Here is a 22,869-nt window from a genome sequence, read left to right on the forward strand (position 1 = left end):
CCGCCTGCGGCGACCAGCCCCCGGCCTCGCGCACCCCGGACCGTGTCAACAACGTCACGCCCTCTTACACCTAGTACTGCTAAACACAAAACCAACCGGCGACTCATGACTTTGAGCATCCGGAACGTGGAAGTCCTGGTCATGGGCGAACAGTACTGGGAAGACGAAAACATTTGGGAGCCATACACCTTCATCAATACGGCTGTGATGCCAGAAATCCCACAAGAGGTGGCTCAGGTAACCGCGGTCTCGACCTCTTACCGATCTTGCCGGGCCAGTTCACCAAATCTTCGCTGCCGGCACCGACGTCACTCCCTTGATCCTCAACATTCCCGAGGTCTTGCAGGCCGCCCGCCAGTTGGCCATGGGACAGCTCCGCAAAGGGTCGTCAGTTCTGGCGCGGCACCACAATGACTCCTTCGCCGATGAAGTCTTCGCCGCAATGGACCTCTGACGATTGCCCAGAACAGTACTGCGATAGTTACATCTGGATGTAACTATCGCAGTACCCAAAGGCTCCCCGGCAAGGCAACTTGAGGTACACCTCAAAGTGGAGATTCCAGTCACTCCGGAGCCACTTCCGCCGCCCTAAAGCGGCTCGGGAGTGCCTCAAATCTTACCGGTGGCCTGGGGATGTCTCAGATCTTCCGGGTGGATACCGTCTCCAACATCCCAGTCCGCAAAAGTGCATTTCAGAGGCCTCATGAGGCATTTTTCGGGACTGGAATGTTCAGCAAGGAAGGCTCACGCCAAATCCGTACCCGTTTCACGCACGCCCAGCGCCCACACCTCTTCAGCCCCCACGGCAGAACGCCCGCGGCGCGAAACCTCCTGAACCTCCGGTTTACCCCGCCACTTCATGAACCCATCCGGACCGATATAGCTCAGCGGTGGATGGTCTCCCACAGCAGCCTCGGCCAGGGGCAAAGCGCCATCCTCTGCAGACTGTGAGAACGGCGAGGTGACCGCCACGATCGCCCGATCCAGCAGTTTGCTACCCGTGACGTTCTGAATCCCTGTCGCCGCCCAACCGGGATGAGCGAGCGTCACCGGCACGCGCGATCCGAGCCGTTCCTGTAGCGCCCGGGCCCACAGCATGTCGCACAGTTTGGACTGGGCATAGGCACTCATGGGGTTCCACCGGCGTGAGCGGAAATGCGGATCATCCAGGTCCACTCGCCCCACCTTGTACGAGTCCGACCCCGTGATCACGATTCGCTCACGCACCCGGTCAGCCACCAAGTTGGTCAGCGCGAAAGGACCCAGGAAGTTGGTACCGAGCAGCAGCTCGAACCCATCAGCTGTCTCGCGTCGGCGGGGAGAAACAGCGCCGGCATTGTTCACGAGCACGTCAATGTCGGTCGTCAACGATTCCGCAAATCGGTGCACGGAAGCAAGGTCCGCAAGATCCATGTGCGGCGTCTCGACACTCCCCGCACGCCCACTAGCGGCCGCCACTAACGACGCCGCTTTCTCCCGATTCCGCGCCGGTGCCACTACCCTCCCACCAGCCGCAGCCACCGCGAGCGCTAGCTCCCTGCCGATCCCGCTGGTCGCGCCAGTGATGAGCCAGGTGCGACCCGATTGGTCAGGGAGATCGAGGGTGGTCAACGGTACTGGATCCATACCCCAACGGTAGGCGGCACGATCGGATTCTGGCCATTGAGCCGTGGCTCGACCGAGAGCGGTTCGCACCGTAATGATCGAACTGGGTCTAGGGATTCGGATAAAGCGTTCGGAAACCCAGACGAATGCTCTTCCTGTATGCCTCAGGAAGATTGAACGGGAGGTCTTCAACCTCGAACCACTGCAGAGTGATGTGTTCATCGCTCAGATCTAGGTGGTTAGTCGATGAAGCCTCTGCTGCGTAAACAACGAGGGCAACCTTCTTGGTCGGAACGGGTTCGAAGAGTGTTGCATGTGCAAGGTGCAGTTCCTCTATAACCAGTCCGGTTTCTTCGAGAGTCTCCCGGCGGACGGTTTCTTCCAGGGACTCATCATCGGCGGTTGGCCACCCGCCGACGAGTTCCCACTCATCGCGGGAGTTGAACGCGAGGAGTGTCTTGGTGCCGTCGAAGATCGCGACCTTCACACTGATGTGGACGAAATACCAACCGGTCTCGGCATCGATCATGCGTGCTCCTCCAATCGTTGGCGCAGTCGTTGGAGACCCTGTCCGATGAACTGAAGATATCCATCACGCTCCACATCCAGCAGCGCTGATTCTCCTTCTTCGAGATGTTTTCGAGCGTCGTCCAGCCGCCCCATCCGCAAGTAACCGTCCCCCACGTTCAAGTGCAGGCTCGGCGCGAATCCCTTGGCGTTGGGAACACCGATCGGGGCGAGATCGGTATCAGAAACATCATCGAATTCAGCAAGAGCGCGCTCATCCCACTCCACCTCTGTGGCGACATCGGATTGCAGGTCAGCCAGGTAATGAGCAATGACGCATCGTTGCGCGTGATCGGACGGCATGGTCTGAGACCAGCACCTCCGCAGCGTTTGTTCACCCAGCTCTTTGTCGCCGCTCAACGTCAGCTGAACAGCGTCCAGAACTGCACCCCATTCACTCATTGAGCCAGTATCCCCTTCACCCGCGCAACGGACCCGCAATCGGATCGACGTTGCGACCCTCACAGCCGAGCCGCTGCAAACTGGTTGACGGTAGAGCCTCAGAATTCGATTCCTGAGGTCGGTGCGTCGACCACGGTGCAGGCCGCTCGGCGAGGTGGGTCTTTACGTCGATCACGATGCACGTATGCCGCGATGAAGGCTCTAACGTCGACCAGGATGCAGCGATCAGATCAACTGTGGTCCTAACGTCGACCAGGGTGCAGGCTTAGGGTCCGTGCGGCCGGTGAAGGTCCTAACGTGCATCAGAATCCGGCGACTCGGCCTCACGGCCCTCGTATCGACGATCGAACTCTTCCGTAGCCACATAAAGCGCTGCGGTTCCGACACCCATGACCACCCGGGGATAGGGAACGTGCAGTTTACGCAGCCCACGCTCGGCAGCTCCGTCGAACCAGAACGAGAACCGGAACACGCCATAGGTGCATGCCGCCACCGCCGCGGCAAGACCAATCCGCATCGCCGGGTTGCTGTCCAACTTCTCGAAGTCCGGCTTCGAGGCGTCAACCTTTCCCGCGTCGGCTCGAACGGCGTCGGCATTCTCGACGCCGTCACTGTGGACTTCCACTGTCTCGGTGCCGACGTCCTCGAGGGCAGCAGCCTTGTCGGAACCGGTCTTACTCGTCGCCACTTCCTGGAGTTTCAATGCGACACCCGGAACCGCCATCAAGGTGAAGATCCCCGCCGCGGATCCCCAGGTCAACGTGTGACGCACCCACGCGGGGTACTTCCGCGCTGGGACGAGGGTGAATGCCCCGCCGACAATCGCCTGAATCCACATGTTTTTCGTACTGGTCGTCTTCGCGTCAGCCATAGTCCCACCCTACGAGCCGCTGACCCGCAGCGCACTCAATCCTCCGACAAAACCGAGCGCACCACCTTGGCCGGGGAACCAACCACCACGGAATTGGCGGGGACGTCCTTGGTGACCACGGAGGCAGCGGCGACCACAGCGCCGTCGCCGATCGTGACGCCGGGCAGCACCGTGACGTTTGAGCCCAGCCACACCCGCTTGCCGATCACGATGGGCGCGGGGTGCATGTCCGCGCGGCGGGCGGGATCCATGTCGTGGTTGAGGGTCGCCAGCAGGGCGTTGTGGCCGATCAGCGAATCGTCGCCGATGGTCACCCCGCCCTGATCCTGGAACTTGCAGCCGGAGTTGATGAATATCCGCTCCCCCAGCGTGATGTTCTTGCCGAAATCGCTGTAGAACGGCGGGAACAGCGCCACCGATTCGTGTACCGGCTTGCCAATCAACTGCGCCAGCAGCTCGAGCACGCGCGTGGGTTCGTGGTAGCTGCCATTGAGTTCCGCGGTCACGCGCAGCGCGTCCTGGCTGGCCCGGTGCATCACGGCGTGCAATGGCGAGCCGCCGGTAATAGTTTCGCCGGCGTTGAGTGCGTCGAGCAGATCGTCGAGTTCCATGATTCGTCTCCTGAACGTCAGGGCTTGAGCAGCACCTTGATGGCCTTACGTTCGTCCATGGCCTGGTACCCCTCGGCGGCACGGTCGAGCGGAAGTTCGAGGTCAAAGACCTTGCCCGGTTCGATCTTGCGATCCCAGATCAGCTGGATCAACTCGGGCAGGAACCGCCGCACCGGCGCGGGCCCGCCGTGCAGGTGCACCAGCCCGAAGAACAGTTCCAGGCCGTTGAGCAAGACGTCGTGCGAGACGCCCACGTAGCCCACATGCCCGCCGGGCCGGGTCGACTGGACAGCCTGCATCATGGATTCCTGGGTGCCCACAGCCTCGATCACGCTGTCCGCGCCCAGCCCGTCGGTGAGCTCCTTGATTTTCTCGACGCCGGCCTCGCCACGCTCCTCCACGATGTCCGTGGCCCCGAATTCCTTGGCGAGCTTCTGGCGGGACTCGTGGCGACTCATCGCGATGATTTTCTCCGCTCCCAGTTGCTTGGCGGCCAGCACTCCCATGAGGCCGACGGCGCCGTCCCCGACTACCGCAACAGACTTGCCCGGTCCCACCTCGGCTGCCACAGCTCCGAACCATCCGGTTCCCAGCACGTCGGAGGCTGCGAGCAGTGAGGGGATCAGATCGTCGTCGGGCTGGCCGGGGGTGGCGACCAGAGTGCCGTCGGCGTAGGGAATGCGCGCGTACTCGGCCTGGGTCCCAATCTGGCCATCGACGAAAATACCGTTGACGCAGCGGGACTGATACCCGTTGGTGCAGATGGGGCACGTGTTGTCCGAGATGACGAACGAGCCGACTACGAAATCACCGGGCTTCACGGTCTTGACGTCGTCACCGATCTGCTCGACCACGCCCACGTACTCGTGACCCATGAGTTGGTTCTCGGCCGGGTCCGCGCCGCGGTAGGGCCACAAGTCGGAACCGCATACGCACGCGGCGACGATCTTGATGACCGCGTCCGTGGGTTCCTGGATGGTGGGATCTTCGCGTTCTTCCACCCGGACGTCGCCCGGTCCGTGCAGTACTACTCCGCGCATGGTGCTCTCCTCAAAATCTTGGTCAGTGGTTTGATGGTCGCAGTTGAAGTTCACTTCAAGTCAAGGACCCGGCAAAAGTTTTTGGAGACGCCATGACCTACACCATCGGAGAGACCGCAGAACTTCTGGGTGTTCCGGCCTCGACCATGCGTTATTACGACAAAGAGGGGCTGCTCCCGGAGCTCTCCCGCGGCGCCGGCGGGCGACGAGTGTTTGAGGACAAGGACCTCGAGGCCCTCAAAATCATCGATTGTTTGAAGCAGTCCGGGCTTCACATCAGTGAGATCCGCCAATTCATGCAGTGGTACCAGCAAGGCGATGTGACGCTCAAGCAGCGCCAGGAGCTGCTCCAGAACTGCCGGACCTCGGTGATCGAACAAATGGAACAGCTCCAACACACCCTGGAGATCGTCGAGTACAAGTGCTGGTACTACGAAGCGGCCGCACGCCTCGGCTCCGAGCAAGCGGTTCTCGACCTACGGGAGGACCAGATTCCCGCGCGTTTCCGGGGTTACCGGGATCGTTTGAAGGCCTGAGCCCGGAGGCTTGACCAACAAGATCAAGGGAGCGGATCGGCAGGTCCAGGAAGCGGTGCGGAGAGAATTGCGCCTTGTCGCATTCCCCACCCGGGTGTATCAAGCAACGTTTATGTGTTTACATGGAATGACTTCTATCTGTGAAAGTCCCCCATGACGATCTCCCGCCGAACACTCGCCAAAGGCACCGTCTGGGCTGCTCCCGTGGTTATCGCATCCGCCGCTGCCCCGGCCATTGCTGCATCCCCGCAGTGCCAACGTTTTGTCCGCGGACAGCCCCTGCCCGCAGCCGCTTTCGAGGTCACGTACATCAACGTCACGTCCGAGGTCCAGGGCGGAGTCCTGAACAGGCTGGTCTACCTGGACTTCGGTTTCAAGATCAGCGCGGACGCCGCCGCCTGCGGCGTCACCTCCGGTTCCATTAGCTCCAACAACAGCGGTGGCACATCACGGTTCAGACTCTCCAACGGCAACACCTACAACGGAACCAACGGCAGTAGAGTTCCCGCGAACGGGACCGTGGGGCGCACGGATGGAACCTGTCAAAGTGGGCTGAACGGGACTCAGGTATGTGGCACAACTGGCCTGTCGCCCTACGATCTAGCCGGATCCACTCGCACCAGCTCCACCCACGTCACGGGCGTCTCCCTGTACCGCTCCGTCACCGTGCAGGGTTATGGAACTAGTGTCATCTATCTCAACGCCACCACGTTCCCGTCCAGTGGCAGCCCCAAACGAGGCTCGGGTTTCAGCGTCACCTCCACGCCACTTTTCTGACGACGACGCCGCTCTCCCCCGGCGCCCCATACCTCATCTACGCGAGGCCCAGCGAACGCCCTCCCACCGCATTATCCGCATGCCCAATGCCGCATATGTCAAGGTCACCTTACGAACCAGTCGCCCGGGCTCCCTCAAACACCCGCAGCAGATCCGCCGCAACGCTCACCGCGATGGCCGCTGGCTCCTTACCGGGGATCTCCGGCACGCCGATGGGACACGAGATCTGGTTGATCGCGGCGTCGTCGTGACCTTCGTCGCGCAACCGCTTGCGGAAACGCGACCATTTGGCGGAGGACCCGATCAGCCCCACCGTGCCCAGATCGCCCCGGCGCAGAGCGGCGTCGCACAGGATGAAATCCTCTGAATGGTCGTGACTCATGATCAGGACATGCGAGCCGGCCGGCAGCTCGGCGAGCGTGGATTCAGGCACGGGGCTGTGCTGGAGGTGGACCTGCGCGGTGCCGTTGGTGACGTCGGCGAACCGGTCGGGGTCCAGCTGGTCGGCCCGACTGTCCACCAGGTGCAGTTGAAGCGGGAAGCGGGACAGCACTCGAGCCAGCTCGTAACCCACGTGCCCCACTCCAAAGACCGCGACGGATGGCCGCGCACGCTGCGGCTCGAGCAGCACTCTGACCACGCCGCCGCAGCACTGTCGGCCGTGCTCAACGGTGGCGTGCTCATTGAGTGAGAAGGTCATGCTCTCGGGCTCGGCAGCCCCCGAGCGAAGCAACTCGCGCGACCGCTCGATCACGGTCGCCTCAAGGTTCCCGCCACCCACGGTGTCCCAGGTCTGCGACTCGCCCACGACCATCTTGGCTCCGGGTGCCCTGGGGGCGTGCCCGCGCACCTCGGTCACGGTGACGAGCACACCCCCGGCCCCCTCCCCGCGCAGGCGCTGCAGGGCATCCAACCAGTCCATGTCAGTCATTTACGTCAGATGGGCGGCTGTCAGCGCGTGGCCGCCGCGGTGGCGTCCGGAGACTCACCGGCAGCCTTCGCCGATGCCGCATCCCCAGCCGACCCGGCCCCGTTCGCCGACGCCGCCCGGTCCAGGCCCGAAGACCCGGTCCCGGCAGCGCGGTCGTCCGCGAGCGCCCGCCGTGCGTCCTGAACTGCCCAGAACACGGCCTCGGGCGTGGCCGGGCTGGCGAGCTCGACACTGAGCCCCTCCGGCCCGAACGCCGCCGCTGCCTGCCGCAACGCCTCGCGCACGCTGAACGCCAGCATCAACGGGGGCTCGCCCACGGCCTTGGAGCCGTACACGACACCACTCTCGGTCGCCTTCTCGAACAGGTGCACGTTGAACTCTTCGGGCATCTCGGAGAAACTCGGCAGCTTGTACGTGCTCGCGGCCTGGGTCGTCAGACGGCCTCGAGAGGGACCGTCGGATTCGTCCCAGCGCACCTCCTCCAGGGTGAGCCAACCGGCACCCTGCACGAAGCCGCCCTCGATCTGCCCGATGTCGATGAGCGGGGACAGGCTGTCGCCCACGTCGTGCACGATGTCCGTGCGCAACATCCGGTACGCGCCCGTGAACCCGTCCACCTCGACCTCGGTCACCGAAGCGCCGTAGGAGAAGTACTTGAACGGCTCGCCCTGCATGCGGTCCGCATCCCAGTGCAGCCCTTCGGTGCGGTAGTAACCGGCGGCCCACAGGGAGATCCGCTGAAAATACGCGTCGTGCACGAGCTCCGCGAAGGGCATCTCCCGGTCGTGAAAACCAATGCCGGTGACCTTCCCGTTGACGAACCGCACGTCGTCGGGATGGATGTTGAACTTGCGGGCGGCAACCTCGGCCAGCCGATCGCGGATCTGCTCGCATGCGTTCTTGACCGCCCCACCGTTGAGGTCCGCGCCGGAACTGGCCGCCGTGGCGGAGGAGTTGGGCACCTTGTCCGTGCGCGTGGGCGCCAACCGCACGGTCTCCAGCGGCACGCCCAGTGCGGTGGCCGCGACCTGCCGCATCTTGGTGTGCAGCCCCTGGCCCATCTCCGTGCCGCCGTGGTTGATGAGCACGGAGCCGTCCTTGTAGACGTGCACCAGTGCACCGGCTTGGTTGAACGCCGTGAGGTTGAACGAGATGCCGAACTTCACCGGGGTCACCGCGAGCGCGCGGCGGGTATCGGGGTGGGTCGCGTTGAATTCCTCGATCTCGGCACGCCGCTCTCGCACGTCCGCGCGCTGGTGCACCTGTCGCCAGATCTCGGCCAGACGCTCCGCGTGGCGCACCGGCTGACCGTAGGGAGTGCTCTGCCCCGAGACGTAGAGGTTACGGGCGCGCAGTTCCGTGGGATCCAGGCCGAGCAGCGGTGCACAGCGACCCAGGATGTCCTCGATGACCAACATGCCCTGCGGCCCGCCGAACCCACGGAAGGCGGTCTGCGAGGTCTTGTTGGTCTTCGCGATCCGACCGCTGACCTCCACGTTAGGGATCCAATAGGAGTTGTCGATGTGGCACAGCGTCCGCTGCATCACCGGCTCCGAGAGATCCAGGCTCCACCCGCCGTCGCTAGTGACGGTGGCGCGCAGTGCTTGGAGGCGGCCGTCGTCGTCGAAGGCCACGTCCCATTCCGCGAGGTACGGGTGGCGCTTGCCGGAGATGGTGATGTCCTGGTTTCGGGTCAGGCGCAGTCGAACCGGTCGCCCGGTCAGGGTCGCGCCGAGTGCTGCGATCGCGGCGAACCCGTGCGGCTGCATTTCCTTACCGCCAAAGCCACCGCCCATGCGCAAGCACTGCACCGTGACCTCGTGGTTGTCCAGACCCAGGACGTGCGCCACGATTTCCTGCGTTTCGCTCGGGTGCTGGGTGCTGCACTGGACGAACACCTGCCCACCCTCGTCCACGTACGCAAAGGACGCGTGAGTCTCCAGATAAAAGTGTTCCTGCCCGCCGAACTCCAGTTCGCCGCTGAAACGGTGGGTTCCGCTGGCCAGGCCGGCTTCGACGTCGCCGCGGCTCACCGTGGGTTGGCGGCCCTGGAAGCTGTCTGCGGCAATGGCTTCCTTGACGGTGATCAGGGACGGCAGGGGTTCGTACTCGACCTCGACCGCCTCTGCACCGAGGCGTGCGGCCTCCAGGCTTTCGCCGAGCACCCAGCACACGGAATGGCCGTAGAACATGACTTCGCTGGGGAACAGGGGTTCGTCATTCTTGATGCCAGCGTCGTTGACGCCCGGCACGTCCTCCGCCGTGAGCACCCGAACCACGCCGGGCACCTCGAGGGCGGGGGCGACATCCAGGGACGTCACACGGGCGTGGGCGTGCGGGGCCTGCAGCGGCCAGGCGTGGAGCACGTTCTGGTGGCGGACGATGAGGTCATCGGTGTAGAGCGCGGTGCCCGTGGCGTGATCGGCGCCGTGTTCGTGGGCGACGGCAACGCCGACCACCGGGTTCTCGGGGCGTTCTGCGAGGGATTTCATTGGGATACCTCCTGAGCCTGGTCGGGCTGTTCCTGCGCCCAGAACTTGAGCAGGGATTGTTCGAGCATGGCCGAGCGGTAGCGGGAGCTGGCCCGCATGTCATCGATCGGGGTGCCTTGCTGGGCCATCACAGCCGCGGCATTGACCGCGGTTTCGCGGGTCCACGGCTGGCCGATCAGGGCTTCCTCGACCTCACGTGCACGGATCGGGGTGGCGGCCACGCCACCCAGGCCGATGCGCGCGGAGGTGATGGTGGCGGCGTCGTCGACCTCGATGGCGATGGCCACGGCGACGCTCGAGATGTCGTCGAAGCGGCGCTTGGCGATCTTGTAGAACGCGGCGTGCTGGGCGAGCGGCAGCGGGATGCGCAGGGCGCGGATGATTTCGTCCGGGCGGCGCACACTTTCGCGATAGCCGGTGTAGTACTCGGCGAGCGGGACCTCGCGTTCCTCGCCCTTGGAGGCGAGCACCACGGAGGTGCCGAGCGCGAGGAGCACCGGGGCGGAGTCGCCGATGGGCGAGCCGGTGCCCAGGTTGCCGCCGAACGTGGCCGCGTTGCGGATCAGGCGGGACGCGAATTGTGGGAAGAGTTGATCGAGCAGGGGCACCCGGCCGGCCAGGCCGCGCTCGACCTCGGACAGGCTCAGCGCGGCACCGATTTCGATCTGGTCGTCACTGACGTTGAGGGTGCGCAGCTCATCAAGGCGGTCCACGGCGAGCACGAGCGGCGGGCGGACGTGGCGGATGTTGACCTCCACGCCAAGATCGGTGGCGCCGGCGACCAATCGGACTTCGGGTGCCTCCTCCAGGTGATCGAAGAGCTCGTCGAGCGTGGCGGGGCGGATGAAGCGCGTGGTCGCCGTGTCGATCCGGGTGTAGCTCGGTTTCGGGGCGGGCTTCTCTTGCCGACGCCGCAGCAGGTCCGTTTCCTCGGGCTCACCCAGGGCGTAAGCGGCGTCGCGGATGGGGCGATAGCCGGTGCAGCGGCAGAGGTTGCCGCTCAGGGAGTGCAGGTCGAATCCGTTGGGGCCGCATTCGTGATCCGCGGCGTGTTCCTCCCCCTGGACGTGCGTGCCGGATTTCTCGCCGTGGGTGTCGTCGGAGGGCGTGCGTTCGGGGCGGTAGTACTCCGCGGCCATCGCGCACACGAATCCGGGAGTACAGTAGCCGCACTGGGAACCGCCGCGGGTGGCCATCTCCCGCTGGACCGGGTGCAGCTGACCGGGGCCGCGGGGACCGGGGGCCGTGCCGAGGCCTTCGGCGGTGACCACTTCTTGGCCGTCGAAAGCGGCGGCGGGCGGCAGGCAGGCATTGACGGAGGTCCAGCGGGTGCGATCATCGCCGTCCGGCCGTGCGACCAGCACTGCACAGGCACCGCATTCGCCTTCCGCACAGCCTTCCTTGGCGCCAGTCAGACCCTGCTCTCGGAGAAAGTCGAGCAAACGGGTGTGGGGATTGACGCTGGCGAAGCCGCGTTCGTGGCCGTTGATGGTTAATCGGATCTCGCTCATGGCGCTGAACTCCTCGTGACAAGCCACTGACTGCGACGTGGAGTAGATCCGTCCTCAGCTGTACCGGGAGCGATCTAGCGCCGAATCAGTGCGATTCTTGGTTGCTCGCCCGGTAGATAGTCCGAATCCGGACCCGCCGTAGGCTCCTTCAAATGTAAGGCACATCACAGATGGGGTGCAAGATGGGGGGCTTACGCCAGGTCCAGCTGATCGATCACCGTTTTCACACGTGCGCGCTGCTGCTCGTCCAGGCCTTGGATCGGCAGGGGAAGACACTTTTCCGGTGCGAGGCCTAGATGCTCGGCGATCGCGGCCACCACGCGCAGACTTCCGAATTCCGCGTTGAGTTCCCACAGCAGGGTGAGGCGGACAGATTCTTCGATGGCTTCGCTTACCTCGCCATTCTGGGCGAACCGAGTCAGCTTTACGGCCAGCTCCGGCAGAGTTCCGCCGATCACCGAATACCAGACATCGCACCCGGCCTTCAGGCCGCCGACGGCGCTCTGGTCACCCGAGATGCCAATGGTCACGTTCTCGGGGATCGCGCTTCGGATCTCCTGAACCTTCTTGTGTGCCTCCGCGCTATTGGCAGGCAGCGCGGGGATCTTGATGGAGGCGACCCCCGGCAGCTGAGCGATACGGGCATAGAGGTCCGTGGTGAACGTGAAGTGCGTGGTGCCCGGATTGTCGTAGACGATGACCGGCAGATCCGTGTGCTCGGTGACGGCGCGGAACAGCTCGAACACGTCATCGGCGGTGAGGGCCTGATAGCTCATGGGTGCGAGAAGGAGAGCTGAGGCGCCGGCTTGGGCGGCGTCGTCGGCGTTGGCCAGGACCTGGGAAGTGCGCAGCGCACCGATCCCGACGAAAACTGGCACGTCACCCGCGTTCTCGACCGCCAGGTTCGCGACACGTTGGCGTTCCTCGCGGCTGAGGTAAGCGTAGGACCCGGTGGAGCCGAGGGCGGTGATGGAGTCGACGCCGGCCGCAGCGAGGCGTTGAACCAAGCCAACGAAGGCCTTCTCGTCGACCTGATCGTCGTGGAGCGGTGTGAGCGGGAAGGCGCTGAGTCCGGTGAACATGTGGGCCCCTTTCGTTGGTTCCAGGTGTACCCGATGCAACGGCCTGGGGAAGACGCTATAGCTAGTGAATTAATTGACCCAAGCCATCGGAATCGGAGCCCATACATGATGGTAAACCCAATAGATATCCCAGATGCAAGGATTATCAATCTACTATTGGCACATAGGGAGAATTAACTCCACCTCAGGAGGTATCAAGTGGCTGTCAATTTCAAACTCGTCCAGCAAGACTTTCATGACCCGACATGGTCATGGAACGGTCGTCCCTGGGCTGGATGGTTCCCTGCAGCCGACCCGGAGGATGTGTGGGCGTACAACCGAGGGGTTTGGGCACTCGGCGATCGCGTTCTGGATGAATCTATCGCGACTTTCTCCCACCAAGGCGAGATTGTGCTGGTTGCTGCCATCACCGGAATCGAAACGGTGGACCCCAAGTACTTCACGAAAGGGAAACGAAAACGTGCATTGCAGGGTTACGTACTTTATCCGGGGCACCCTGTCCACGACGCTCTCTTCGGCACACGTGTCAGTCGCGAACGAGCGGTATTCACCTACACCGATACTGCTCACCTCGATCAGCTCATTTCAAATCCCGACAAAGACACCGATAGTCACGATGAAAACCATGATGCAACAGATGGTCAAGGACGAATCCTAGATCCCAATCGCCGTAAAGCATTAGAAGATGCGGCCCAAGACCGGTTGGAGGCTCTCTACAGGAGTACGGGCTGGGATGTCGAAGATGTCCGGTTCGGCGGGCCCTTTGATGCAGTAGCGAGAAGAGAAGGACAAGTCAGATACCTAGAGGCAAAGGGAACCCAGTCCAACGGCTCTACTGTGATTGTCACGAGCGGTGAAGTGAATCATGCACGAGAGCACCCCGGCGAGTGTGTCATTGGGATATTAAGCGGTTTACGCTTCACCGACGAGGGCGAAATTGATGACCAGGACGCGACCTTCGTAGTCCGGGAGTGGAACCCGCGAGACGAGGATCTTCAGGCCATTGACTACAGGTGGGACTCAACTTCAACACCCGGGATATAGCTCATTCCACTTGGAGACTGCCGCTTGAGAACGCCGGATCTCGAACCACGACGATCGACTGCGAACCCAGGCATCCCAAGTTTCAGCGCTCCCGAGATCCTCACTCAGGATCTGCGTGCTCGGAATAAACCGGAAACCCTCTCCGTTTGCACTCCCACAAGCGCACACAGAGAGGACACCACCCATGAAGATCGGAATCATCGGTGTAGGCAATATCGGCTCCACGCTCGCCAAGCGTCTGCCCGCCAAGGGTCACGACGTCAAGGTCGCCAACTCCCGAGGCCCGGAGACCATTGACGAGGACCTGCTAAGCACCGGCGCACAGGCCGTGACGGCAGAAGAGGCCGCGAGCGACGTCGACGCCCTCATTCTGTCCATCCCGCTCGCCGCGATGCCCAAGCTGGCGCCGATCATCCAGGCACTGCCCGACGACACGGCGGTGATCGACACCTCCAACTACTACCCCCACCGCGACGACGCCATCGAAGCGATCGACAACGGCCAGACCGAAAGCGAGTGGGTCGTGGAACAGTTCGGCGGGCGCACGATCGCCAAGGCGTGGAACGCAGTCCTTGCGGGCGTCTTCGCGGATCAGGCACGCGAGTCGGGTGATCCCGAGCGCATCGCCATTCCTGTGGCCGCCGACGACGCTCGAACCGGTGAGATCGCCCGTTCCCTTGTCGAGGACACCGGTTTCGACGCCGTGGACGCTGGCCCCTTGGCCGAGTCCTGGCGCCAGCAGCCCGGATCCCCCGTGTACTGCACGAGCCTTTCCGCAGACCAGGTCCTGGACGCACTCGCGAGGGCGCAAAAGGACCGCATCCCGCCGCGTCGTGACCTGGCTATCGGCGTGATCATGGACCGTGCGGATGACCCTTCCATGACGATCGATGCGGACTACCTGACCGAACTGAACCGCCTCATCTACGGCTGATCTGTAGTCAGATCTCGACGACGAAGGCCGCGCTGACATCTGCGGCTCGAGTTCGTACCCGGAACACGGTTTTCGCTGCGAACCTCTACCCAGGATGTCTGCGCGCCACCTTGGCCATACCAGCACTAGGAGAAAACCCATGAAGATTGGACTGATCGGGGTCGGCAGCATCGGCTCCACACTCGCCAAGCGACTGCCCACCAAGGGGCATGACGTCAAGGTCGCTAATTCTCGCGGCCCGGAAACTCTGGACAAGGACCTGTTGAGCACCGGAGCACAGGCAGTCACGGCAGAAGAGGCCGCGGCCGATGTGGACGCGCTCATCCTGTCCATCCCGCTCAACGCCATGCCGAACCTCGCGCCGCTCATCCAGGCACTGCCCGCGGAAACGGCGGTGATCGACACCTCCAACTACTACCCGCGACGCGACGACACCATCGACGCCATCGAGAACGGGCAGGTCGAGAGCGAGTGGGTGGTCGAGCAACTGGGCCGCTCCATCGTGAAGGCGTGGAACGCCATCGGCGCGCAAGTTCTCGAGGAGGATCCTCGCGAACCGGGCGACCCCCAGCGCCTGGCCATTCCGGTCGCCGCCGACGACGCTCGCGCGAAAGACATCGCGTTCACCCTGGTCAACGACTCGGGATTGGACCCCGTGGACGCCGGTTCCTTGGCTGACTCGTGGCGGCAGCAACCCGGTGCGCCGGTGTACGGCACGCGTCTGGCTGCAGCGGAGATTCCGGGGGCACTCGAGGCGGCCCAGCGGGACCGGCTACCGCGGCGTCGTGACCTGACGTTCGACATTGTCATGGACCGTCTGGACGATCCCACCCTCACGATCGACGCCGCGTTCATGACCCGACTGGCGCGGGCGTTGTACCTCTAGCGTTACCCCAGGTACGAAAAAGCGGGGCTCATTCAATGTCGGATGAGCCCCGCTTTCGGTAGATTCTTAGGCCTCCGGAATCGCCTTGCCCCACTTCTCCAGCGTCATGGAGGCGGGTTCGGGGCCGCCGCGAACGCCCTTCTCCAGGGCGTCGATGGCCGAGATCTCACTGTCGGTCAGCGTGAAGTCGAAGACATCAAAGTTCTCGGCGATGCGTTCTGGGCGCACCGACTTGGGAATGATCTGCACGCCCTTCTGCAGGTGCCACCGCAGCATGACCTGGGCCGGTGACTTGCCGTGGGCGGCAGCGATCTTCTTGATCGTGGAGTCCTGTAGCGGGCTGGTCTCGCCGCCTCCGTAATCCACCACACCGCCGATCGGCGACCATGCCTGCGGGAGCACCCCGTGCTCGCGCCCCACCGCGACAACCTCCGCCTGCTGAAAGTAGGGGTGGAGTTCGATCTGGTTGACGGCGGGAACAACCTCGGTCTGATTGAAGAGCTCGGCGAGGTCCTCCACCCTGAAGTTGCTGACACCGATCGCGCGCACCTTGTCGTCGGCGTAGAGCTTCTCGAGAGCCTTGTACGCCTGGATCGTGCGGTCGAATTCAGTGGTGAGCGGCTGGTGCAGAATCAGCAGGTCGATAGTCTCGATCCCCAGCTTGCCGGTGGCTTTGTCGAAGGCGTGCAGGGTCTCGTCGTAGCCGAAGTCGCTGATCCAGATCTTCGTTTCGATGAAGATCTCATCCCGCGGGATGCCCGATTCAGCGACCGCCTCGCCCACGCCGCGCTCGTTGCCGTATGCAGCGGCCGTATCGATGTGCCGGTAACCGACCTTCAAGGCCTCAGCCACCGCAGCTTTGGTCTCCTCCGGCGGGGTCTGGAAAACGCCGAAGCCAATCGCGGGCATGACCACGCCATTGTTGAGTGTGATGTCCGTGTTCTGTGTAGTGCTCATGAATTCGACTCTAGGCCTCGGTTAGGGGGTTGAGGGAGCCCCTGAAGACCGATGGATGCGGTACTCCCCGAGGAATCAGCATTCAGGATCTGTGCTGGAGTGTCCTTCAGAATTGGGATTCCACGCGTTTTGGAGGACCCGCATGACCAACAGCACGTTCGACCCGCCCGTCTCACCCGAACCGGAGATTCCCCGTCCGGAACATCCGCGCCCGCAGTTCGTGCGACAGCACTGGGTGAATCTCAACGGGCAGTGGGATTTCGAGACCGACCGCGGTGACTCCGGGATCGACCGCGGGCTGTTGACCCGGCCGCTGACCGGGACGATCACCGTGCCGTTCGCCCCGGAGTCGGCACTGTCCGGGATCGGGGACACCGATTTCCTGGAGGCCGTCTGGTATCGCCGGGTGATCACGGTCCCGGCCGCGTGGAATGGGCTGCATCCGGTATTACACTTCGGTGCCGTGGACTACGACGCCACCGTGTGGGCCGACGGGGTGGAGGTTGCTCGTCACCGCGGGGGCTTCACCCCGTTCAGTGCGGACCTCTCCGGCGTGGCAGGTCCGGGGCAGGACGTCGAGGTCACCGTGCGCGCCCGCGACCTGCACCACGACGTTCAGGCCCGCGGCAAGCAAGCCACATGGTTCGCGAACACCCACTGCCACTACACGCGCACCGCCGGCATATGGCAGACGGTCTGGCTCGAAGCCGTCCCGCCGGATTCCGTGGAGCTGCTGTAGATCACACCCAACGTGGCGGCTCGTACGCTGACCATCCTGGCGCCGCTGTCCCGCAACCTTCCCGACGGCGTGCTGCGGGTTCGCATCTCGGATCCGGATGGTCGTGGGGTTGCCCAGGAATCGGTGAGCACGGGCTTCGATCTGGCCCCTAGCGCAGTCGTCCGCATTGCCGAGGAGGACGTGCGGTTGTGGGACGTGGGCGACCCGCAACTGTACGGTGTGGAGGTCACGGTGCTCGCCGGGGCCCACGGCGCGGAGCTCGACCGGGTGCGTAGCTACGCCGCCCTGCGGTCGGTGAGCATCGACGGCAATTCGTTCCGCTTGAACGGGCGGCGCGTGTTTCAGCGGCTCGTGCTGGACCAGGGGTACTGGCCGGAGTCGCTGATGACGGCGCCGAGTGACCAGGCGCTCATCGACGACATCGAACTGTCCATGGCCGCCGCCTTCAACGGTGCGCGGCTGCACCAGAAGGTCTTCGAGGAGCGGTTCCTGTTCCATGCGGATTTGCGCGGCTACCTGGTGCGGGGAGAATTCGGGGACTGGGGTGTGTCCGGACAGGGGCCCGTGGGGCACAACCAGAAACCGGATGCGTCGGTCGTGGCGCAGTGGGTTGAGGCGGTGCGGCGGGACGTGAACCACCCGTCCATCGTGGGGTGGTGCCCGCTCAACGAGACCCACCAGGTGCTCCACGACCGGATCACCGTGCTCGACGACGCCACCCAGGCCATGTTCTGGGCCACCAGACTGGCGGATCCGACCCGGCCGGTGATCGACGCCTCCGGGTATTCACACCGGGTTCGCGAGACCGATGTCTACGACTCACACTCCTACGAACAGGATCCTGAAGCGTTCCGCGCGGAGCAGGCCGGGCTGGCTCACGGGGACCCGCACGTGAACCGGCATCACGGAGGTGAGATCGCGCTCCCCCACGAGCGGCCGGAGTACTCGGTGCCGTATGCCGGGCAACCGCTCTTAATCTCCGAGTACGGCGGCATTTGGTGGAACGAAGAGGAAGCTTCGGCTTCTCGACCTGATGCGGAATCCGTGGTCCAGGACCAGGCCGATTCCTGGGGCTACGGCAACCGCGTGCGCAGGGAAGAGGAGTTCTACGAACGCTTCGAGGGACTGACGAACGTGCTGCTGGATGACCCCACCATGTTCGGCTATTGCTACGCCCAGCTCACCGATGTGTTCCAGGAGAGGAACGGGATCTACGGCTTCGACCGGGGCGGAAGTTCGACGTCGATCGGTTGCGTCGGGTGCAGCAGCGCACCGCGGCGTATGAGCTGCGGGAGGATTGAGGCAGTAGGCGACCGAGCAGCGTTTGAGCGCTCCGGAGTAGCCCCTGGACCTCGTACGGGACCTGCCTTACGTTTGGTTCATGAGTGCTGTGGAACCTCCAGTCGAGAGCGTCTCGCTACGCCAGCTCCATAACGAGTCTGGTCGTGTGCTCAGCCAAGTGGGTGAAGGGCACTCTTTCATTCTGACGCATAGAGGGACACCCGTTGGCCGGATTGTCCCGCTGGACGCACCCGAGCCGTCATTCCCGATCACTCGCCCCGCTCGCCGTGAAGGTGGCTGGAAAGCACTGGGGATCAAGCGCAAGAACTCGGACCGCGGTCTTCCTCCGATTCTTGATGGCCTGCGCGGAGACCGTCTCTGAAGAGTTAGTCCTGCTGAACTTATCCCGTTCAGGTTCCCACCAAGGCATGTACGGCCTGCCTACAGAGTAGCCATAAATACCGGGACCGGCGGTTCCGACTCATCCACGAACAACCAATCCTGCGACGGATTTTCGCCCTAGACTGGGATCAAGTTCTGCAAATGACGGGAGGTGGATGATGGCAGGCTCTGGTGAGCACTTCAAGGCGCTCGTTCGTAGTCACGGAAGTGGTGATGACGACGCGTTCTACTCTGTTGCGCTCCAAGTCGCAGCGCAGGCGGCGCGGCGCGGCCATCACAACCTTGCGACAGACCTCAAGGCAGCAGTTGATAACTCCCGGGTCGAGCGGCCACAAAAGGTCACCTCTATTGCTCAGCCGCGAGGTGATCTCTCTGACCTGGTGATCGCTTCCCATCCCGTGGTCGGTCTCAAAGAACTCGTGCTCCCCGATGACCTTGCTACACAGGTTCGTCGCATATTGAACGAGCAGCGGCAACGTAAGCAACTGCTGGATTATGGGTTCGAACCCGCCCACCGCATCCTCTTCGAGGGTCCCCCTGGAACGGGTAAAACCATGACCGCTGCCGTTCTTGCGCAAGAGCTATCCCTGCCTCTAATGACCATCAGACTCGACAGCCTAATGAGCAAGTTTATGGGTGAAACCGCCAGTAAACTTCGAGTGATTTTTGAGGCAGTTACGGATCAGCGTGGTGTCTATTTATTCGACGAGTTTGACGCACTTGGCGGTGATCGCTCAGGGAATGATGTTGGAGAAGCACGACGCATACTCAACTCTTTCTTGGTATTTCTGGAGAATAGTTCAGCTGAGAGCCTAGTCGTCGCCGCAACAAACCACCGTTCAATCCTGGACAAAGCCTTGTTCCGCCGTTTTGACATGGTTCTCAATTACTCGTTGCCGGACACGCAGCAGGCAGCAGCGGTAATGCGAGGAAGGCTCGGATCACTTGCTAAAGGGGTGCGCTGGATGTCTCTCGAAGATGAAATGTTCGGCCTTTCTCACGCAGACCTGGTCCGAGCTGCTGAGTCTGCAGCCAAAAGCGCCATCCTTGCTGGCAGTCCGGGTGTGACTCTGGACGACATTCGCGATGCACTCATGTCGCGTCAGGCGGCAAGTCTTGGGAGATAGACAAGGACACCTCAGTCATTTTCTTGTCGAGGACAGAGCAGTTGACAAAGAATTCCGCCGCCCTGGTAGGGGAAACCAAAAGATCCGGCCTGTCGAGAACCGCTTGGGCCATGGCAATAGTCGTCTTACAGAGATACGCTCGGCGTTCACCGATTTCGATGAGGTGAGAGAAGACCAACTCACAGAGTCAGAGCTGCACGCTTTAGGCACCATAATTACCCTGGAGGGTGACGACCCCGCTTTCCCTCTAAGAGTTGATTCTCTCCAGCAGTTCACAGGGCATCGCGACCCCAACCAGAAACAACCAAAGTGGCTATTGCTCTCAGTACTCCCTGCGGACCCAGCTGCAGGAACCCCTGAACGTGCAACTGTCTGGGTCAACGACGACTATCGTCGGCATTTCATCCAGCTTTTCGAGGACTATCTCTCAAAAGAGTCACGGACGGGCAAACCTCAGAACAACGAACTCGTTGCCAACATCGCTCATATCCGCGCCACAGTATTGACCGATCTGTGGCAATCCGACGGCACCCCTCCTCGAGGCACGAAAATATGGTGGGAAATTTGGCTGAGCCCAAAGGTCGACGGGCCGGACCTGCTGCAACGTTTTGCCGATTCGTGGGGACTAACCGTCTCACAGCGCCGTCTCCGCCTTATAGACCGCGATGTTATGTGGGTCGAAGCGACATGGTCTCAACTTGAAATTCTGCCATTCACTGCGGTTCCAATTGCTGAAATTCGACGCCCCGAGTTTGTCGACTCGATTGAAGATCTCACTTCCAATGAACAGATTGAATTCGTAGAGGATCTCGCCGAGCGTTTGGTGCCTGCCGACAATTCTCAGCCCGCTATCTGTCATCTCGACACCGGGGTTGCAAGGGACCACATCCTCCTCAGGAACTCTCTAGCACCGCAGGACCTCCACACTGTCCTCGGCATGAGCGGTTATGACCATGACGGACATGGCACCAAAATGGCAGGACTCGCCCTGCTGGGTGATGCCGTCGATCGTCACCTCCTCGGGTCAAATACCATCACGTTGCGTCATCGGCTCGAATCAGTACGGATCATTCCAACAGAACGGGAAAAGCCACACCACCCCCGAGCATATGGCGACGTGACTGCGCAAGCTGTATCGATCCCAGAGATTTCCATGGCGCGGCGTCGCGTATTCTGTATGCCAGTCAGCACCACCACTGACAGTCAAGAGAATCCCGGACAGCCCACTCTATGGTCAGCGACCGTCGATGCGTTGGCTGTCGGCGCAAACGTAGTCAGCGATCGCGACGAACTTCGTCTGCTTGCTCCGCCGGACAACGATTCGGCCAGGCTCCTCGTCGTCTCTGCTGGCAACGTCTCTGATCAATATGATACTGACCATCTCAAGGTGTCCGACACATCGGCTATTCAGGATCCCGGGCAGGCATGGAACGCACTCACTGTCGGTGCGTACACCAACTTGGAAGCCACGCCAACCGACCCGGCGTACACAGGCTGGTCGGCCTTAGCGCAAGGCGGTGACCTTTCGCCTCATAGTCGAACTTCGCTACTTTTCGGGAATAAACCGTGGCCTATAAAGCCCGACATTGTCCTGGAAGGCGGTAACGTACTTCATGACGGCGCTTCCATGTTTGAGCCCAGCCACCCTGCTCTGTCTCTACGGACCACTGGACACGCCAACGATCAGTCATTGGCATCCGCCAACGCAACTAGCGCTGCTACCGCTCAGGCCGCTCGCCTTGCTGCACTTGTAATGGCCATCTACCCCGAATACTGGCCTGAGACCGTACGTGCACTACTCACACACGCCGCCGAGTGGACGCCAGCGATGCGTCGGGAAATAGACCAGGCTCATCGCAAGGGGCTCAAGGCCCAGCAGTTGCTTCTGCGCCGCTACGGCTGGGGCGTACCTACTGAGGAGAGCGTTCTCTATTCCTCTAATCGCTCCGTCACGCTCGTGGTTCAAGACGAGTTCGTCCCATTCGAGGGAAAGGACTTTAAAGTTCCCTCGTTCCGATTACACGACCTTCCATGGCCACGCGAGGTGCTTCAGAATCTCGGCTCGACCCCAGTGAGCTTGCGCGTTACGCTCTCATATTTCATTGAACCCACCGCGTCCCGGCGGGGTTGGCGACAGCGATATAAGTACGCGTCGCACGGCCTACGATTCGAGTTGCAAGATCCCCTTGAGTCCCAGTCGCAATTTATACAGCGCGTTAATTACGAAGCCCGCTCTGAAGAGTCTGACGGCAGGCCCGGAACCGGGCAGGTGTCTTGGCTCGTCGGTGCCAACCAACGGCTGAGCGGTTCCTTACATCAAGACCTTTGGGAAACATCGGGCGCAGAACTCGCCGACACCGGAAAGATAGCTATATACCCAGTCGGCGGCTGGTGGAAGAACACAAAGAATTCTGCTCGCAGTAATCGCCCGGTGCGCTACGCTCTTATTGTATCCCTCAGAACCGCTGCCACCAATGTGGATCTATATACACCAGTAGCTAATACACTTCAACTTCCAATTGAAATCCCTATCTACTAGAGACTCGAAAATTATTTGACGTTTGTGCATCCTGAAATAATTCAAGTTTCTAATCCGCACATACATAGGTATTCAGTCATAGATATTTTTTCCCTTACCGATATTTAGAACCACTCAACTAGCAACTGGTCGTCAAATTCTCAGACGCTCCAGCAGGTGTCTAACCCAGTCCCATTCGCATGGTCAACGAATATGGGGGTTCATGACCATCTTCGGACCTGATGAGATCGCGAACGAACAAATCGCCGTTGCCGTCAGATCTCACTTAACAGATGCAGGCCTTGCTCGTGACTTCGACTCAGTCTCCACAACAAATTTGGACGGTCACGAGTGGAGCACCGTGTTGCGTCTCACGTGGAAGGTGAACGGCTGGCGCGTGCGGTACTGGCTTCAGTTGGCCCCGGCATTACCATTCGGCTTGAGTACTGGACGACCTCACTAACGGCGAGGATCCGCCAATGTAATCCGGCTCTTCAGAGTTGAGTGTGGGCGCGCCGGTGGTGCGGGGTAGCTGGGGATAGACGTCGAGGTCCTC

The 22,869-nt window shown here is 62.0% G+C and carries 20 protein-coding genes and 1 pseudogene; 10 read left to right on the forward strand and 11 right to left on the reverse strand.

The window, feature by feature from the left end; translation table 11 throughout:
- Nucleotides 1-316 precede the first annotated feature (316 nt).
- Nucleotides 317-454, forward strand: coding sequence for a hypothetical protein (locus tag ABD283_RS14180; RefSeq protein ID WP_344225582.1), 138 nt, complete (start codon nucleotides 317-319; stop codon nucleotides 452-454).
- 290 nt (nucleotides 455-744) lie between these two features.
- Here ABD283_RS14180 and ABD283_RS14185 read toward each other — a convergent pair whose 3' ends face one another.
- The 6 genes from ABD283_RS14185 to ABD283_RS14210 form a co-directional block, all read right to left on the reverse strand.
- Nucleotides 745-1,827 (reverse strand): SDR family NAD(P)-dependent oxidoreductase, encoded by a 1,083-nt coding sequence (locus ABD283_RS14185; protein ID WP_344225583.1) that lies wholly within the window; start codon nucleotides 1,825-1,827, stop codon nucleotides 745-747.
- The gene (locus tag ABD283_RS14190) at nucleotides 1,715-2,134 is read right to left on the reverse strand and encodes an NUDIX domain-containing protein (RefSeq protein ID WP_129701232.1); all 420 of its coding nucleotides are present in this window, start codon (nucleotides 2,132-2,134) and stop codon (nucleotides 1,715-1,717) included. Before ABD283_RS14190 ends, ABD283_RS14185 begins: the two co-directional genes overlap by 113 nt.
- On the reverse strand, nucleotides 2,131-2,574 hold the full coding sequence (locus ABD283_RS14195) for a hypothetical protein (RefSeq protein WP_129701230.1): 444 nt from the start codon (nucleotides 2,572-2,574) through the stop codon (nucleotides 2,131-2,133). The genes ABD283_RS14190 and ABD283_RS14195 overlap by 4 nt, the downstream gene beginning before the upstream one ends.
- Nucleotides 2,575-2,866: 292 nt before the next feature.
- Nucleotides 2,867-3,445 carry a hypothetical protein gene (locus tag ABD283_RS14200; RefSeq protein WP_344225584.1) on the reverse strand — a complete coding sequence of 193 codons (579 nt, stop codon included), beginning with the start codon at nucleotides 3,443-3,445 and terminating at the stop codon, nucleotides 2,867-2,869.
- Nucleotides 3,446-3,480: 35 nt separating this feature from the next.
- The gene (locus tag ABD283_RS14205; protein ID WP_344225585.1) at nucleotides 3,481-4,056 is read right to left on the reverse strand and encodes a DapH/DapD/GlmU-related protein; all 576 of its coding nucleotides are present in this window, start codon (nucleotides 4,054-4,056) and stop codon (nucleotides 3,481-3,483) included.
- A 17-nt stretch (nucleotides 4,057-4,073) separates the two neighbouring features.
- On the reverse strand, nucleotides 4,074-5,096 hold the full coding sequence (locus tag ABD283_RS14210) for a zinc-dependent alcohol dehydrogenase family protein (RefSeq protein ID WP_344225586.1): 1,023 nt from the start codon (nucleotides 5,094-5,096) through the stop codon (nucleotides 4,074-4,076).
- Between the two features lie 92 nt (nucleotides 5,097-5,188).
- Between ABD283_RS14210 and ABD283_RS14215 the strand changes: the two genes are divergently transcribed.
- Together ABD283_RS14215 and ABD283_RS14220 are read left to right on the forward strand one after the other, a co-directional pair.
- Nucleotides 5,189-5,632: a MerR family transcriptional regulator gene (locus ABD283_RS14215; protein WP_344225587.1), complete on the forward strand. Its 444-nt coding sequence runs from the start codon at nucleotides 5,189-5,191 to the stop codon at nucleotides 5,630-5,632.
- Between the two features lie 153 nt (nucleotides 5,633-5,785).
- Entirely contained in the window at nucleotides 5,786-6,409 is a 624-nt protein-coding gene (locus ABD283_RS14220; protein ID WP_344225588.1) for a hypothetical protein, read from the forward strand.
- Nucleotides 6,410-6,518: 109 nt separating this feature from the next.
- Here ABD283_RS14220 and xdhC read toward each other — a convergent pair whose 3' ends face one another.
- From xdhC to ABD283_RS14240, 4 genes are all read right to left on the reverse strand, one after another.
- Complete coding sequence (gene xdhC, locus ABD283_RS14225; protein ID WP_344225598.1) at nucleotides 6,519-7,331, reverse strand: xanthine dehydrogenase accessory protein XdhC; 813 nt, start codon at nucleotides 7,329-7,331, stop codon at nucleotides 6,519-6,521.
- Between the two features lie 29 nt (nucleotides 7,332-7,360).
- Nucleotides 7,361-9,832: a xanthine dehydrogenase molybdopterin binding subunit gene (gene xdhB, locus ABD283_RS14230; RefSeq protein ID WP_344225589.1), complete on the reverse strand. Its 2,472-nt coding sequence runs from the start codon at nucleotides 9,830-9,832 to the stop codon at nucleotides 7,361-7,363.
- Nucleotides 9,829-11,343: a xanthine dehydrogenase small subunit gene (locus ABD283_RS14235; protein WP_344225590.1), complete on the reverse strand. Its 1,515-nt coding sequence runs from the start codon at nucleotides 11,341-11,343 to the stop codon at nucleotides 9,829-9,831. Before ABD283_RS14235 ends, xdhB begins: the two co-directional genes overlap by 4 nt.
- A gap of 191 nt (nucleotides 11,344-11,534) precedes the next feature.
- Nucleotides 11,535-12,425: a dihydrodipicolinate synthase family protein gene (locus ABD283_RS14240; protein ID WP_344225591.1), complete on the reverse strand. Its 891-nt coding sequence runs from the start codon at nucleotides 12,423-12,425 to the stop codon at nucleotides 11,535-11,537.
- Nucleotides 12,426-12,623: 198 nt separating this feature from the next.
- Here ABD283_RS14240 and ABD283_RS14245 point away from each other — a divergent pair, with 198 nt between their 5' ends.
- The 3 genes from ABD283_RS14245 (at nucleotide 12,624) to ABD283_RS14255 (ending at nucleotide 15,289) form a co-directional block, all read left to right on the forward strand.
- A complete protein-coding gene (locus ABD283_RS14245; RefSeq protein WP_344225592.1) occupies nucleotides 12,624-13,469 on the forward strand; it encodes a protein NO VEIN domain-containing protein in 846 nt (281 codons plus the stop codon).
- Nucleotides 13,470-13,653: 184 nt separating this feature from the next.
- Complete coding sequence (locus tag ABD283_RS14250; protein ID WP_311198978.1) at nucleotides 13,654-14,403, forward strand: NADPH-dependent F420 reductase; 750 nt, start codon at nucleotides 13,654-13,656, stop codon at nucleotides 14,401-14,403.
- A 94-nt stretch (nucleotides 14,404-14,497) separates the two neighbouring features.
- Nucleotides 14,498-15,289, forward strand: a complete 792-nt coding sequence (locus ABD283_RS14255) for an NADPH-dependent F420 reductase (RefSeq protein ID WP_344225593.1) — start codon at nucleotides 14,498-14,500, stop codon at nucleotides 15,287-15,289.
- A gap of 66 nt (nucleotides 15,290-15,355) precedes the next feature.
- Here ABD283_RS14255 and ABD283_RS14260 read toward each other — a convergent pair whose 3' ends face one another.
- Complete coding sequence (locus ABD283_RS14260) at nucleotides 15,356-16,246, reverse strand: aldo/keto reductase (protein WP_344225594.1); 891 nt, start codon at nucleotides 16,244-16,246, stop codon at nucleotides 15,356-15,358.
- 142 nt (nucleotides 16,247-16,388) lie between these two features.
- Between ABD283_RS14260 and ABD283_RS14265 the strand changes: the two are divergent.
- The 4 genes and pseudogenes from ABD283_RS14265 (at nucleotide 16,389) to ABD283_RS14280 (ending at nucleotide 22,334) form a co-directional block, all read left to right on the forward strand.
- A pseudogene (locus tag ABD283_RS14265) lies at nucleotides 16,389-18,286 on the forward strand (glycoside hydrolase family 2 protein).
- A gap of 80 nt (nucleotides 18,287-18,366) precedes the next feature.
- Nucleotides 18,367-18,648, forward strand: coding sequence for a type II toxin-antitoxin system Phd/YefM family antitoxin (locus tag ABD283_RS14270; RefSeq protein ID WP_344225595.1), 282 nt, complete (start codon nucleotides 18,367-18,369; stop codon nucleotides 18,646-18,648).
- 175 nt (nucleotides 18,649-18,823) lie between these two features.
- On the forward strand, nucleotides 18,824-19,795 hold the full coding sequence (locus tag ABD283_RS14275; protein ID WP_344225596.1) for an AAA family ATPase: 972 nt from the start codon (nucleotides 18,824-18,826) through the stop codon (nucleotides 19,793-19,795).
- A complete protein-coding gene (locus tag ABD283_RS14280) occupies nucleotides 19,785-22,334 on the forward strand; it encodes a S8 family peptidase (protein WP_344225597.1) in 2,550 nt (849 codons plus the stop codon). Before ABD283_RS14275 ends, ABD283_RS14280 begins: the two co-directional genes overlap by 11 nt.
- Nucleotides 22,335-22,869 lie beyond the last annotated feature (535 nt).

This window comes from Kocuria atrinae (assembly GCF_039531425.1).
Taxonomy (GTDB): domain Bacteria; phylum Actinomycetota; class Actinomycetes; order Actinomycetales; family Micrococcaceae; genus Kocuria; species Kocuria atrinae.